The sequence below is a fragment of the Candidatus Pelagibacter bacterium nBUS_27 genome (assembly GCF_051200985.1).
GTDB lineage: Bacteria > Pseudomonadota > Alphaproteobacteria > Pelagibacterales > Pelagibacteraceae > Pelagibacter.
Window position 1 is genome coordinate 76,259 of sequence record NZ_CP172845.1, and the last position, 15,191, is coordinate 91,449.

Annotated in this window: 15 protein-coding genes; 5 read left to right on the forward strand and 10 right to left on the reverse strand. The window is 29.7% G+C overall.

Features of this window, described 5'->3' with window-relative positions; translation table 11 throughout:
* Window positions 1-217 precede the first annotated feature (217 nt).
* The 5 genes from ACIJYG_RS00405 (at window position 218) to ACIJYG_RS00425 (ending at window position 5,727) form a co-directional block, all read left to right on the forward strand.
* Window positions 218-2,026 carry a zinc-ribbon domain-containing protein gene (locus ACIJYG_RS00405; RefSeq protein WP_435097160.1) on the forward strand — a complete coding sequence of 603 codons (1,809 nt, stop codon included), beginning with the start codon at window positions 218-220 and terminating at the stop codon, window positions 2,024-2,026.
* A 50-nt stretch (window positions 2,027-2,076) separates the two neighbouring features.
* Window positions 2,077-3,174 (forward strand): DNA recombination protein RmuC, encoded by a 1,098-nt coding sequence (locus tag ACIJYG_RS00410; protein WP_435097163.1) that lies wholly within the window; start codon window positions 2,077-2,079, stop codon window positions 3,172-3,174.
* Between the two features lie 36 nt (window positions 3,175-3,210).
* Window positions 3,211-3,897 (forward strand): hypothetical protein, encoded by a 687-nt coding sequence (locus ACIJYG_RS00415; RefSeq protein WP_435097166.1) that lies wholly within the window; start codon window positions 3,211-3,213, stop codon window positions 3,895-3,897.
* Entirely contained in the window at window positions 3,894-5,342 is a 1,449-nt protein-coding gene (locus tag ACIJYG_RS00420) for an exonuclease domain-containing protein (RefSeq protein ID WP_435097169.1), read from the forward strand. Before ACIJYG_RS00415 ends, ACIJYG_RS00420 begins: the two co-directional genes overlap by 4 nt.
* Before the next feature lie 67 nt (window positions 5,343-5,409).
* On the forward strand, window positions 5,410-5,727 hold the full coding sequence (locus ACIJYG_RS00425) for a thioredoxin family protein (RefSeq protein WP_028036230.1): 318 nt from the start codon (window positions 5,410-5,412) through the stop codon (window positions 5,725-5,727).
* Here the strand turns inward: ACIJYG_RS00425 and ACIJYG_RS00430 are convergent.
* Genes ACIJYG_RS00430 through aroA form a run of 10 tightly spaced genes read right to left on the reverse strand, consistent with a single transcriptional unit; the run spans window position 5,724 to window position 15,188 of the window.
* Window positions 5,724-6,992 (reverse strand): bifunctional folylpolyglutamate synthase/dihydrofolate synthase, encoded by a 1,269-nt coding sequence (locus tag ACIJYG_RS00430; protein ID WP_435097172.1) that lies wholly within the window; start codon window positions 6,990-6,992, stop codon window positions 5,724-5,726. The genes ACIJYG_RS00425 and ACIJYG_RS00430 overlap by 4 nt on opposite strands.
* Window positions 6,946-7,878 (reverse strand): acetyl-CoA carboxylase carboxyltransferase subunit beta, encoded by a 933-nt coding sequence (locus tag ACIJYG_RS00435; RefSeq protein WP_435097175.1) that lies wholly within the window; start codon window positions 7,876-7,878, stop codon window positions 6,946-6,948. The genes ACIJYG_RS00430 and ACIJYG_RS00435 overlap by 47 nt, the downstream gene beginning before the upstream one ends.
* A 1-nt stretch (window position 7,879) precedes the next feature.
* Window positions 7,880-8,683, reverse strand: coding sequence for a tryptophan synthase subunit alpha (gene trpA, locus ACIJYG_RS00440; protein ID WP_435097178.1), 804 nt, complete (start codon window positions 8,681-8,683; stop codon window positions 7,880-7,882).
* The gene (locus ACIJYG_RS00445) at window positions 8,676-9,869 is read right to left on the reverse strand and encodes a pyridoxal-phosphate dependent enzyme (RefSeq protein ID WP_435097181.1); all 1,194 of its coding nucleotides are present in this window, start codon (window positions 9,867-9,869) and stop codon (window positions 8,676-8,678) included. The genes trpA and ACIJYG_RS00445 overlap by 8 nt, the downstream gene beginning before the upstream one ends.
* A gap of 9 nt (window positions 9,870-9,878) precedes the next feature.
* Window positions 9,879-10,502, reverse strand: coding sequence for a phosphoribosylanthranilate isomerase (locus ACIJYG_RS00450; protein ID WP_435097184.1), 624 nt, complete (start codon window positions 10,500-10,502; stop codon window positions 9,879-9,881).
* Window positions 10,499-11,191 (reverse strand): orotidine-5'-phosphate decarboxylase, encoded by a 693-nt coding sequence (gene pyrF, locus ACIJYG_RS00455; RefSeq protein ID WP_435097187.1) that lies wholly within the window; start codon window positions 11,189-11,191, stop codon window positions 10,499-10,501. The genes ACIJYG_RS00450 and pyrF overlap by 4 nt, the downstream gene beginning before the upstream one ends.
* Entirely contained in the window at window positions 11,181-11,471 is a 291-nt protein-coding gene (locus tag ACIJYG_RS00460; protein ID WP_027303485.1) for an HU family DNA-binding protein, read from the reverse strand. Before ACIJYG_RS00460 ends, pyrF begins: the two co-directional genes overlap by 11 nt.
* A gap of 14 nt (window positions 11,472-11,485) precedes the next feature.
* Window positions 11,486-13,216: a S1 RNA-binding domain-containing protein gene (locus tag ACIJYG_RS00465; protein WP_435097191.1), complete on the reverse strand. Its 1,731-nt coding sequence runs from the start codon at window positions 13,214-13,216 to the stop codon at window positions 11,486-11,488.
* Window positions 13,216-13,875 carry a (d)CMP kinase gene (locus ACIJYG_RS00470; RefSeq protein WP_435097194.1) on the reverse strand — a complete coding sequence of 220 codons (660 nt, stop codon included), beginning with the start codon at window positions 13,873-13,875 and terminating at the stop codon, window positions 13,216-13,218. Before ACIJYG_RS00470 ends, ACIJYG_RS00465 begins: the two co-directional genes overlap by 1 nt.
* Window positions 13,872-15,188 carry a 3-phosphoshikimate 1-carboxyvinyltransferase gene (gene aroA / locus ACIJYG_RS00475; RefSeq protein WP_435097197.1) on the reverse strand — a complete coding sequence of 439 codons (1,317 nt, stop codon included), beginning with the start codon at window positions 15,186-15,188 and terminating at the stop codon, window positions 13,872-13,874. The genes ACIJYG_RS00470 and aroA overlap by 4 nt, the downstream gene beginning before the upstream one ends.
* Window positions 15,189-15,191 lie beyond the last annotated feature (3 nt).

Here is a 15,191-nt window from a genome sequence, read left to right on the forward strand (position 1 = left end):
TCACTCCTCTTCGTGGAAGAAAGTTTACGCAGCGAGGGAGACAATGAAAAAAAACGTAAACGAGTGAAAAGGAATGAAATCCAATGCATAATTTTATTTAGATCATTAGTGTTTGTTTAAAATCTGCTCCAATAATGTTTAATTTATGAATGATTAAAAAATTCAAATAGTTAATTTTATGAGTTTTTGTTAAGATAATTTATTAGTCTTTTATTTTATGAAATATAAATTAGCTGAACGTTATCCAGAGTTAGCAGTGGAATTTCATCCTACAAAAAATTATCCTTTAACAATAAATTCAATAGCAAAATGGGGAAATTTAGATGTGTGGTGGACATGTAAACACAAACATCATTATCAAAAAAAAATAAGATTAAAGTTAAAAAGTTTAGATAGTTTTAAGAGAAATAAACATAAACGTAAACGTAAAAGTAATTCAGTTAATTTTTGTGATATTTGTCAGGGTACAGTAGTTGATCAACAAAATTCATTAGAAACTTTAAAACCACAGCTAATGCAATTTTTTGATTATAAAAAAAATTACCCTTTAACACCAAAAAAAATTTTCTACAAATCTGCAACAGATATTTATTGGTTATGTCCAAAAGGACATGGACTTAAACAAAGACCAAATCGATTTATGTTAAATGGTATATTTATATGTAAAAAATGTCCTGGAACGATATTTAAGTTATCTGATAAGTATCCAAAATTTGCAAAAGAATTTCACCCTTTTAAAAATTATCCATTAACTGCTGATAGCTATTATCCATGGCAAATTGAAGAAGTTTTTTGGACTTGCAAATATAATCATCATTATAAAGAAAAATTAAAAAAAAGGTTAGATAATTATTCTACAAATAGAAAAAGTTTATGTAAAATATGTAGAGGTCTTATAGTTGATGACCAAAATAATCTTGACGTTATAAATCCCAAAATATCAAAACAATGGAATTACAAAAAAAACTACCCCAAAACTCCTGATAAGATTTTCTGGAAAGATTCAAAAAAACCTTTTCACTGGACATGCTCAAGAAACCATAATTGGGCAACTACAGTACGACATAGAACAGTAAGTAAGTCTAATTGTCCTTTCTGTGATATGGCTTCATCTTTACCAGAGTTAAGAATTTATTCAGAATTATCCTTTTTTTTTAATAATATTAGACATAGATATAAAATATTAAAAGCTGAAGCTGATATTTATATTGAAAATTTAAATACTATTATTGAGTATGACGGTGGTTATTATCATAAAAAAAGGTTTGAAAAAGATAAAGAGAAAACAAAGCTATTTTTAGAAAATGGTTATAATCTAATAAGATTAAGAGAAGGCGAATTAGAGCCAATAGAAAATTCAATTATATTTCCTAAAGATAAATTTGATAAAAGTTGTATTGATCAAATTTTAATAAAGTTAAAAAGATTGCTTCTTGATACTCAGTTAATTGATAGAATTGATAAATACATAGAAGCTAAAGAATTTATAAATGAAGCATTATTTCAGGAGTTAAAAATCAACCTTCCCGCACCACCGTACAAAGAAAGTTTGGCCTTTTTAAAACCTGAACTAGCTAAAGAGTGGGACTATGAAAAAAACTATCCTTTAAAACCTGAACATTATCGGCAGAACTCAGCACAATCTGCTTTTTGGATTTGTATAAATAATAAAACTCACCCTGGATGGAAAGCCCAAATATCAAACAGAAATACTAGAAAATCAGGATGTCCAGATTGTAAACCTGACCTTATCAAAAAAAATAGATTTTATTCAATTAAGAAAAATAATATTAAAAATAAAATTAAAAACTTAGATCTTATTTACGACTTTAAAAAAAATGAAATAAAGCAATTTGAACAAATAAGTCCTTTTTCAGGATACATTTACCAATGGAAATGTTATTATTGTAATTACTCATGGTCCAAAAACCTTCAAGAAATATTAAGGCCTTTACGAGATAAAAGAGTAAATGCGATTATTTTTTGTCCCGAATGTAAAAAGGATTTAAAACTAAATTTTATATAAAATGAGAGAAAAACTAGATACTGATTAAATATTAGTTATAACTAATTAAAATGGATTTACTTTTATTAATAATTCTAGTTGTATTGACAGTAATAGCTTCTGCAATTCTATATCTCAATTTAAAATCTAAACCTAAAGATGATAATGAAAATAAGGAAGCTGAGGAGATTGCCAACTTAAAGAATGAAATACAAAATTTAAAAGACACTCTTAATAATACTATTAATACGTCCCTTGGTTCAATGTCGACTTCATTTAATAATTTATCTACTGGAGTAACTAAAGACATGACAGAAGCCTTAACTAAGGTTGATGAAAAAGTTGGAAATTTTAATCAACAAGTCCAAATTTTAAATAGAAGCCAAGAAGGGATCACTAAAATTTTAGCGGGTGTTAAAAAGTATGGAACTCTTGCGGAATTTAGCTTAGATGCTTTAATTAAAGACTTGTTACCAGCATCTCAATTTATGACTAACGTAAAGATGAAAGAAGATACCAGTGAAAATGTTGAATTTGCAATCAAGCTTCAAGGAGATGTTTTGGTTCCAGTGGATAGTCATTTTCCAGTGGAAAAATTTAAAGCAATTACCGATGGTCATGACGCGCAAGATAAAAGAGCTGTTGCAGATGCTAGAACAAAATTAGCTACAGCTTTTAAAGCAAAAGCTAAAAGTGTTAATGAAAAATATATTGTTCCACCAAAAACTACAGATTTTGCAATTGTGTATGCTCCAACTGAGAGTTTATATAAAGAATTAACCGAATACCAAGATCCAAGCACAAAAGAATTATTAACCCAAGAATTAATGAAAAAATATAAAATTGTAATTTGTGGCCCAAATACTCTTTCAGCTTACTTGCAATCTCTTCATATGGGATTTCAATCTTTAAAAGTTCAAAAAGGGGCAACAGAAATTTATAATCACTTAAAAACAATAAGTTCAAGATTTGGAAAACACTTTGAGAATATAATTTCTCTTAGAAAGAAATTAGAAGAAGCAATGTCTGTTGTGGATAAGTTTGGTACTGATGCCAGATCAATTACCAGAACTCTTGAAAGTATCAAAGACCCTGAACAACTTGAGAAAGCTGTTAAAACAGAAAATGTAGAAAAATTTGTTGAGCATTCAAAACAAGCAAAAAATTAATTTTTTTTATCTCAAATAACGAATATAAGAAATCTCATGCAGTGGAATAATAAATATAATTATCCAAAATCAACCAGATCAATCGTAGATGGTTCTAGACATTACTCTGTTAATGAAGAACGATTGCCATCAGTGACAACAATATTAAAAGCAACTGAATCTGAAGAAAAAAAAGCATCTCTTCAAGCTTGGAAGCAAAGAGTTGGCCATAAGCAAGCAGCAATTATTACTCAAGAAGCTAGTAGTAGGGGTAGTTCGATGCATGAATACTTGGAAAAATTTTTACTTGGTAAATTAAATTTAGATTTATTAGGAGATAATACTAGAGAGCGAATGATGGCTGATCAAATCATTGAAAACGGTTTAAGAAATAAATTAGATGAGATTTGGGGCTGTGAAGCAACATTATATTATCCTGGAAAATATGCAGGTGCTGCAGATTGTGTTGGCGTTTATGAAAATAAAGAGACAATCATTGATTTTAAACAGAGTAATAAACCTAAAAAAGATGAATGGATTGATGATTATTATTTGCAATGTAGCGCATATGCATTAGCACATAATACTGTTCATGGATCTAATATCACTCAAGCTGTTATTTTACTCTGTACAAAAGACAATATGTTTCAAAGATTTTTAATAGATGGTAATAGATTAAAAGATTATCAAAATAAATTTTTAGAAAAAGTTGAACAATTTTATGCACAAAGGAGAGCAAATTGAATTACGTAGTATGGGATATTGAAACAGATTCTGCTCAAACAGATTGGGCAACTATTATTGAAATAGGTGGAATTTTATTAGATGAAAACTTCAAAGAACTAGAGCGTTTTCAAGCAAGATGTAGACTGCCCCAAGATAGAGTTCCAAGTGCTACCGCTCTTTGTATTAATAAATCAAATGTAGACTTATTAACCAAGGGTAATTTAAGTCATTATGAAATGTTAACTCAGGTTGAGCAAAAGTTTAGACAATGGTCACCTGCAACATTCTTAGGTTATTCAAGCATTAACTTTGACGATGAAGTTATTAGAAAAGAATTTTTTAAATCTTTAAGAAAACCATACCTAACAAATACTGACGGAAATGTACGTCACGATGCCTTAAATATTGTTAGAGCAGCATTTGCTATTGATGATGATGTTTTAAAAACAGAATTAAATCCTAAAGGTAATAAATCAATGAAACTAGAATCTTTAGCAAGATTAAATGGTTTTGAATCTGCTGGAGCGCACTCTGCATTATTTGATACTGAGCTTACTGTTAAAGTTTTAGATTTAATCAAAAAAAAACAACCAACACTTTGGCAAGAATATTTTAAAACAAGTAGTAGAGTTATTGTTGAGAATTTAATTAAGCAAGAAAAAATATTTACTCTAAATGAATATTTTTATGGAACAAGTCGTCTATATTTATGTGCTCCACTTCATCCAAATGCTTGCATGCACCCAACTTATAATTGGGGTCAAGCAGTAGACCTTAGAGTTGATGTAGAAGCTATTCAGAAATTAAATTATGAAGACTTAAAAAAAGAGATGAAAAAATCTCCAAAGTTTTTAAGAACTATTAGGTCAAATAAAGCACCAATAATTTTAGACCAAAGTTTTGGAATGAAAGTTGAACCTTATAGTAAATTAGATCCAAACTTATTAAAAAAAAGAGCTGAGTTAGTTAAAACCAACGAAAAGTTTTCACAAGATATTTGTAATATTTTAAGAGAAGCTGCTGAGGAAAAAATGGAAACTTCTTCTCAAGAAGATATAGAACCAGAAGAGTCGATCTATTCTGGAGGTATGGATTATTTAAAAAAAGATGGATTACTTTTTCAAAAATTTCATAGTGAAGATTGGAAGGGTAAATTTGCAATGATTGACAAATTTAAAGATGAAAGACTTGTTACATTTGCTCACAGTCTTATATTTAATGAGGCACCTGAAATTTTACCTAAAGAAATTCATAAAAAAATTAAACGTCGTATAGCTTCAAGAATTTTAAGTACCAATAAAGAGAAATGGTGGACAATTTCTGCCTTTTATTCAGAATGCGATGAGATTAGAGAAAATGAAGACAAGATGTTCTCCTTCAAAACAGTAGATGAAAAGCTTAAATTTCTTGATGGAATTAATGATTATGTGATGAATTTAGAGCAAAAGTATTCTGACGCTTAATTTAATAAATCAAAAAAAGTTTACTTTTGCCCATTGAATAATCAATTGAATCAATTATATCAGATATATGCTTAATGATTTTAAAGACGACGATTTTGATAGTAAAATAAAAAACGAAGACATTTCAGTTATTCAGTTCAGTGCTGCTTGGTGTGGACCATGTAAAGCACTTGTTCCAGTAATGACTAAGCTTTCAGACGAATACAAAGATAAAGCTGGTTTTTATTACGCAGACATCGAAGATGGTGGAATTAATACTGGAAGTGCTGCAGGGATTAGAGGTGTGCCGACAGTTATAATCTACAAAAAGGGTGTTGAAGTAGATAGAAAAGTTGGTGGAGTTCCCGAAAGTCACATGAAAGAATTTTTAGATAAAAATATCTAATTTAAATTTAATACTTCCCCAGCAAGATACAAAGATCCTGTAATAAGTATTATGTCATTTTCCTTAATTGGAATTGATTTAATAGCTTCTTCTACACTTTCTTTGTAGTTAACGTTTTTAAAACTATTAAGCTTATCTTTAAGTTTTTTACCTTCAATTGAATTAGGTTGATTGGGGATATCAATAGTGGTCAATGTTTTAACATCCTTAAAGTAACTCATATATTCATTATGATCTTTGTTAGCCATCATCCCAAGAATAATATGTTTGTTACAATTTAAACTTTCCAAGTATTCATTTAACACTTTTGCACCTAAAGGATTATGAGATCCATCAACAAAAAGCTGATGATCTTTAACAAGTTCTTTAAGGTTGCCAGATTTGATCTCTTGTAATCTTGCAATACTATTTATTTTTGTAATTCCTTTTTGAATGTGATCATCTTTTATATCAAATTCCTTTAAAGTTCTTAGAGTTGCAATAGCTGTTGAGACATTTTCTAATTGAAATTGACCTTTTACATTTGGTATGGGCAGTTTTATTCCTCCAAATTGATCTTCATAATAAAAGAAATCATTTTCTTTCATGGTAAAGCTATAATCTTGACTATAAAAAATTTTGTTTGAACTATTATTTGAGATTGTTTTTTTAATACTATCTGTAATTTCTTTAGAACTTTGTTTAGCAACAATAATATTTGAATTTAAAAGAGTTGAAGTTTTCTCATAAATAATTTTTTCAACAGTTTGTTCGTTCTCTGGCAACCAATCTAAATGATCAAGACCAATTGAGGTTACTATACTTGCTAGATTATTCTTTAAAATATTAGTGGCGTCAAACCTATGAAATAGGCCAGTTTCTATCAAATTTATATTATCTGGATATTGAGAAGCTTTTAAAAAATAAGCTGCGGTTAATATCTCAAAAAAGGTAATAGGTTCATTATTGTTAGCATTTTCAATTTCTTCAAATAATTTTGCTAATTCTTCATCGTTAAGTTCTTCATTGTTAAAAACAAACCTTTCATTGATACTTTTAATATGAGGACTTGTGTAGATATTACATTTAATATTTGCTTCTTTTAAAATAGCAAACATTGCTTGGATTGTTGAATACTTACCGTTTGTGCCAACAATTGAAATGGCCTTAAGTTTATCTTGAGGGTTACCTAATCTTTTGCAGAGATCTTGAATACGATCTAAACTTAGATCTATTTCTTTAGGATGCAGCTCTTGTAAGCGACCGACTATCTTCTGAAGTTTCATTTTGTTCAGAGCTTATAACAGAATTTTGTTTTAACAATATTGATAATAAAGTTCCTATTTTTGATACAAGATCTTTTCGTTCAACAATTAGATCAACGAAACCTGTTTTTTCAACATATTCACTTTTTTGAAATCCTTCAGGTAATTCTTCTTTAACAGTTCCCTGAATAACTCTAGCACCTGCAAAAGCTATTAAGGCACCTGGTTCTGCAATGTGGACATCTCCCAACATTGCATAAGAGGCTGTAATACCACCTGCTGTAGGATCAGTGATGCATACTAAATAAGGCAAACTATTTTTCTTTAATTCATTAATTGCAAGAGTTGTTCTGGTCATTTGAGACAATGAAATTAAACTTTCCATCATTCTCATTCCACCACCAGCACTAATACATATAAAAGGAGTTCTGTTTTCTATAGCATGTTGAATGCCATATAAAAAAGCTTCTCCCTCAGCTGCAGCCATTGAAGCACCTAGAAAGTCAAAGTCTGATGCTACTGCTGTTATCTTAATATTATTGATAGTTCCACAAGCAACCATCATTCCACATTCCATACCCGTTTTTTTACGAGCACTTTTTAATCTATCTTTATAGGATTTAGAGTCAGTCCAGTTTAAAGGGTCATCTTTTGGAATAGGGGTTTTAAATACTTCATAATTATTTTTACCAAATAAAATATCAAATCTTTGGCTAGGCTTTATTCGGTGATGCTTGTTACAATCAGGGCAGACCCATAAGTTTTGCTCTAAATCTTTTTTTAGAATGGGACCTCTACAACAACTAGTCCAATCACTTTTTGCAATATCTTCTTTCGAAGCTCTTTCATGTAAAGCAGTTTTGATCTTTTCTCCTGCCTTGATTATTTTAGTTATCCAATTGACCATATTAATTTAATTCTTCTGTAAAATTTTTTACTAAATTGCCTAAACTTTGTGGTAAATCTTTGTTCTTAATATTATCTTGAATATATTTCACAAATGCTGATCCAACAATAACGCCATTACAACCACTATTTGCCATTTTTTTAGCATCTTCAGGACTCTTAATTCCAAATCCAGAACAAATAGGGATGTCAGTTAAATTTCTGATTCTTTTTACAAAATTTGCAACATCAGTTTCGCTTGCTGATTTAACTCCTGTTACACCCGAAACATTGACCTGGTACAAAAATCCAGAGGCTATATTAACAATATCCTTTAGTCTGTTATTATCGGTGGTAGGAGCAGTTAGTTTAATAAGTGATAATCCATTTTTATTTAGAGCTTCCCTTAGTTGATTTTCTTCTTTCAGCTCATGAGGGGCATCCACAACTAAAACAGCATCAGCGCCAGCCACTTTAATATCGTCTACAAAGTTTGAAATAGGATACTTGTATAAATTAGCAATATAGCCCATCAATACAATTCCTACATCTTGATTATAATCTCTTATATCCTTAACTAGTTTAATAATATCATTAAGATTTTGTCCATTATTCAATACATGGTCATGAGCAGCTTTAATTATAGGTCCTTCTGCACTCGCCTCAGATGTGCAGTATCCAATTTCTAATATAGACACCCCATTATCAATTGCTTGCTTGATCAACTCTAAACTTATTTCTGGAGTTGGGTAGCAGCCTACAAAATAAGAAACTAATTTTGTTTTAGGAGTAGGTGACTTAAAAATTTTATCTAATCTTTCACTCAAAATCTTTACCAATGTGTTCTTGAATTGTGTCTAAATCTTTTTCACCTCTGCCGCATAGGCTTAGGCATATAATGTAATCTTTAGGCTTACCTTTTGCTTGTCTAAAAATGATTTCAGCAGCACCTGCCATAGGTTCTAAGGCTGAACAAATCCCTTCTGTTTGGGCAATCATTTTATATGCATCTAGCATTTCTTGATCAGTTGCAGATGAGTAGCTAACAGCTTTTTGATCTTTTAAATATGAATGCATAGGTCCAACTGAAAAATATGTTATTCCAGCACCCAAACTCATTCCACCTAAAGATTTAGCACCATCATCAGTTTGCAACATATAAGTTTTCATACCCTGCATAATTCCAGGTGTACCATTTGATAATGCGGCAGTTTCTGCTGCTTCAACTCCTATTTTTGTAACACTAGGTTCATCTAAGAATTCATAAATAGATCCTGCAAAATTTGAGCCACCTCCAACACATCCCACAATCATATCTGGAATTTTTCCTTCTTGTTCCATTGATTGTTCTCTTATTTCTTTTCCAATAATACTTTGAGCGAATGCAACTAATTTAGGAAAGGGTGCTGATGATACAGCAGACCCACATATGTAAGCATAATCTGGATTACTAGACCAAATTTTAATTGCAGATGTAATAGCTTCTTTAAGAGTACCAGGAACCGTCTCTAGTTTTGCACCATAATGTTTTGCTTTGATGATATTTTGATTAACTCTCTTTACATCAACGTCACCCATTACACCTATTAAAGGCATATTGAATTTTGCAGCAACTGCAGCTGTTGCGCTATAATGTTGTCCAGCTCCAGACTCACAAATTAAATGAGTTTTACCCATTCTTTTTGCAAGCAAGACCTGAAATAGACTGTTATTGATTTTATGACTTCCAGTATGATTTAAATGTTCTTGCTTAAATAAAATTTTTGCACCACCTATTTTTTTTGTTAGATTTTCTGCATAATACAATGGTGAAGGTCTTCCAATGTAGTGTTTACAATAATAAGCATATTCATCTAAAAAATTCTTATCTTTGATAGCTTCTTCAAACCCTTTACTTAACTCATGAAGTGCTGGCATAAGTGTTTCACCAACTGCCATTCCACCCATAGCAGCGTCACCTTCGCCGTAATAACCTAATTCATCTGGACCTTTTTTTAACGAATTTTTTGTCATAGATAATTTTTAAGAACTTATATTATGGACTGTATTTAAAAACTTATCAATTTTATTTATATCTTTAACACCTTTTTCAGACTCTAAATTGCCACTGACATCTATGAAAAAAGGCTTATCTTTAAAATTATTTAAATCATCAGTTTTGATGTCTCCAGCAACCATAATTGGCTTTGAACTATTTACATTATCTAAAAAATTGTGATTAAAAGACTGAGTTTTTTCATAACCCTTAGAGTCAAAAAGTAATATGTCAGCAATATTTTCAAAATTTTTGTACTTATTGATGTCATCTTGATTAGATACTGTAAGAGCTGAAATAATTTTTTTATTATACTTTTGCTTAATTTCTTTTATTTCTTCAGGTGTACATTCATAAATTTGATAATAATCAAAAGGAAGGTGTTTAATTTTTTCCAAAATATCTTCATCAGGTTTTACAAGAACTGCTACAAAATTAGATTTCTTTTTATCTAAAGTTAACAGTTCGTTTAACTTTTCAACCTCAACATATCTTGAGCTTTTTTTATAATTACAAATAAAACCAATATATTGGGGTGAGTAGGGATGATTGATTATAAAATCAAGAGTATTGAGATCTGAGATCCCACAGATTTTAGACCCTTTGATCATTTACTTAAGTGATCAATTAATCTTTGAGTATTATTTTTGATATTTCCTTTTATTAACGATCTTCCCATTACAATTCCAGATACTTTATTTTTAAAAGCATCATTAGGAGACATTACTCTTGATTGATCATTAGTATTATCGCCAGGCAATCTTATTCCAGGAGTGACAATAAATAAGTTTTTATATTTTTTTTTAACTATTTTTGCTTCCTGAGCAGAGCAAACGATACCATCACAACCTGATTTTTTGATTAGACTAGCTTGTTTTAATACTAGTTGTTCTACAGATTTTGTGTGTCCTATTTCTTTTAGTGATTGATTATTAAGACTTGTAAGAATTGTAACTCCAAGAACTTTTAAATCTTTACGGATCGATCTAGCTTTCTTTTTTATGACCTTTAACATTTTAAGACCACCATTTGCATGGACAGTTATATATTTACATTTTTTTAGATCTTTTAAACTATCTACCGCAGACAATGCTGTTTGTGGAATGTCGTTAATTTTTAAATCAAGCCAAAAGTCTTTTTTAAAATTTTCTAAAAACTTCCTTCCATCTTTTGAATAAAAAAATTGTAAGCCAAATTTTGGTATAATCTTGAATTTGTCTGTCTGAGTTTGTTTTATAATTTTTTTTATTTCACTTAAATTGGAAGTGTCACAAGCAACAAAAATAATTTTATGTTTCATCGTTTAATTTTTTAAACAAGTCTTTTGACATTTTAAAGTGAATTGTTTTCTTTTCTGGTGTGTTTACTTTTTCACCTGTTTTAGGGTTTCTCGAGATACGGGCTTTTTGGATATTTGTTGAAAATACACCAAAACCCCTTAGTTCAACTCGATCACCTCTTTTTAGAGCACGTTTAATTTCACTTAGAATTATATTGGTAAATTTTTCGAGGTCTTTTTTTAGAAAATTGGGATAGTTTTCTGAGAGTTGTTTTAAAAGCTTTGATTTTACAATAGCCAATTTAATTCTTCTGTTTACTCTTTATCTTCTTCTTCTTTTTTCTTTAAATCATCAGAAAGTGATGAGAAGGGTAAGTTTTTACCTGAACCTTCAGATCCATATTTATCCAAAGCTTCTTTTTTTTCAATTTCTTCTAACAGTTTAATACTTAAACTTACTTTTCTTTTATCTAAATCAAGGTCAGCTATGGCACAGTCAATTTTTTCCCCACCTGTCCATCTGCTTGGTCTTGCATCAGCAGCATTAATTGCGATTGCAGATTTTTTTATTTGAAAATCCATTTCACAACCTTCAGGTCTAACAGTTAATCCCTTGTTGTCTGTAGATATTACTTTAACAGTAATTGTTTGATTTTTAGATTTATCATTAAACCAATCAAAAGGATCAACTTGAGTTTGTCTCAAACCAACTCTAATTTTTTGTTCTGAAGCCTTTATTTCAAGTACTTTTACTTTAATTTTATCACCTTTTTTGTACTTTTCTAATTCCTCTTCACCATTATTAAGATAGGTTAAATCATTGCAGTGTAAAAATGCATCCACATCTAAGTCTTCAACTTTTACGAATAATGAATATTCGTTTTTATTAACAACTTCACCCTCTACAATTGTTCCAATAGGGTATTTTGTTTCAAACGTTTCAAACGGATTATCTTGTGTTAATCTATGTGAGATTGCAACACGTCTTTTTTCTTTATCAATTTCGGTAATTATACAATCTATCTCATCACCAACTTTAAACATTTTCTTAGCTGAAATATTTTTCTTAGTCCAACTTAACTCACTTGAGTGAAGCAAAGTTGTAAGTCCTGGCTCTAATTCACAAAATGCACCAAAGTCCATTAGTTTAACAACTTTAACTTTATAAATCTTATTTAACTCATAGTTTTCAATATGTTCAAAAGGATCTGGAGATAGTTGTTTTATAGAACAACCAACTTGCAGCTTTTCTTTATCTACAGTGATTACTTTTAAGTCATGCTTTTCACCAATGTTGAAAACTTCATCGGGGTGATTAACTCTAGAATAAGAAATTTCTTGCAAGTGAACCAAAACATCTAACTCTCCGTTAACGTTAAAGAAGCATCCAAAAGAACTATAACCTTTAACCTCTGCACCTTTAATGACATCACCAACATTATATTTTTCTATAATTTTAGCTTTATCCTCTTTTTTAAATGATGAAATTATCTCTCTTCGTGAAACACATGCGTTTCCTCTAACTTTATCTAATTTTATCAGAGCAAATTTTTGAGGTTCATTCATCAAATGACTAATATCTTTTAATGGCTTATCACTAATTTGCGATCCAGGTAAAAACATAAGAGAACCAGTATCAATGTGTTCTACAATACATCCACCTTTACATTTTGACGTGATTTTACCCATGATTGGCTCATTTTTTTCATAAGCTTCAACTAGCTTGTCCCAACCTTTAATCTTTTGTGCTTTACTTGCAGAAACTAGTACTTCACCATGTTTATCTTCAATTTTTTCTAATAATACTGGAATACTTTCACCAACTTTTATTTTTTCTCCAAGACCCATGCTTTTTAGTTCATTAACATCAAGCACTGGCTCACTTTTTAAGCCTTCAACAAATAAGAAAACAAATTTTTCAGTAATTTTGTTAATCTTACCTTCTATGATTTTACCTTCTTCAATTTGGATTTTAGATAGTTGGCTATTTAGTAATTTTTCGAATTCTTGCGATGCTGGATTTGAAAGATCTTTGTATATTTCCATTAAGTATTTAATTTCCCGTCTATAATTTTTTTTATTTTTAAAAAACACGCTCTTTTAGTAAGTTTCGATGTATTTAGCAACACTGAATCTTTAGTTTTCTTTAAGGGTGATATTTTTCTATTATAGTCACTTTTATCACGATTTTGGATACTTTTTAGCACTTCTTTGAAGGAAATTACTTTCTTTAAACTTTTTAGCTCTTTATATCTTCTAAGTGCCCTTGTTTTTACATTTGCTGTAATAAAAAATTTAAAATCAGCATCTGGAACAATATTGTAAGTGATATCTCTTCCATCAAGACACGATCCTTTGTAGTTTTTTGGAGGATTATAGGCAAAATTTAACTGGAAAGAATGAACAAGTTTTCTTGTGCTTTTTACTTTTGATATAATTGATGCTTCTGTCCCAACTTCATCTGACAATAGGGCTTTATTAGCAAGATCTTTTACTTTGAGAGTTTTAATTTTAGATTTGATGAAGTCTTGATTAAATTTTTTGGGAAATTTAATTTTTAGATAAGCAATCATTCTATAAATTTTTCCAGTATCTAAATAAAAAAGATTATAATGTTCGGAAATCGCTTTTGCTAATGTTCCGGCTCCCGCAGCTGCTGGAGAGTCAATTGCAATTTTGATAATATTTTTTCTTTTTATCATCATTTTTTTAAATCATTTATTATATTCAAGAACGTAGGAAAGGAAGTTCTAATAGAGTCTTTATCATGAATATTCCATGTCCCACCAAAAACTGAGGCTGCGATTACACTTGTCATGAAAACTCTATGATCTTTTAGATAATCTTTAATAACGATCTTTTTGTTAACCTTTAAGTTAGGGTTACCAAATATCTTTATTGAGTTATCAGTTGTTATTGTTTTAATTCCCATCTTATTTAAAATTTTTGCACCCCATTTCAATCTAGGACTTTCCTTCTGGTTAAGCTCACCAATATCTTTAAAATAAGAAACTCCACTTGCTTTAGCAGCAACTAAAAAAATTATTAAAAATTCATCAATAGCACCACTATTTAATTTGGGAGGGCAATTAATTGCTTTAAGCTTTTTTGTGCTAGTAATTAAAATATCAGCTATGAGCTCACCTTTATAATTCTTTTTATTGTTAAACTTGATGTTAACACCCATTTTTTTTAAAATAGTTATTATTCCAATTCTAGATGGATTGATGTTTACGTTTTTAATCAATAATTTTGAATTATTAGATAGAGCAGTTAAAACAATAAAAAACGCACCTGAGCTGATATCTGAAGGTATCTTATAATTTAAAGGTTTTATTTTTTTAACTTTTTCAACTTGTATTAAATCATAGTTTTTTTTGTTTTTTACTTTTAAAGGTAGCTTTAAATATCTACACAATAGTTCAGTATGATTTCTTGATTTTTTTGCTTTGATAAAAGTTTTTCCTGATGTTTTTAAACCAGCAAAAATAACACTACTTTTACATTGTGCCGAACCTTTGTTCTCTAAATAATTAATTGGCAAAGGATTTTCACTTCCTTTTATTGTTAAGGGCAATCCTTTATTTGTTAGCTTGATATCTGCACCAAATTTTTTTAATGGCTCTGCAATTCTGTTAAAATCTCTTTTGGATAAACTTTTATCCCCTATAATTTTTATTTTATGAGGTGTATCAATCAATAGACCCAAAATTAATCTTCCCAAAGTTCCAGAATTTTCTGAATTAATTGTTATATCTTTTCTATATTTGTAGCCACTAGGTCCATTGCCAATGATTGTGCAGTAATTTTTATTTAATTTTACTTTTGCCCCTAATTTTTTTACAGCTTTTATCGCAGCCAGAACATCTTCAGATAAAAGTAAATTATAAGCTTTTGATTTACCCTTTGCTATCGAGGAAAACAAAACCCACCTAATACTTAAGCTTTTATCTCCTGAAACAGATATACTTTTATTGAAATCATTAATCTTCTTTTCTAAAATAATTTGATTAGTCATTTA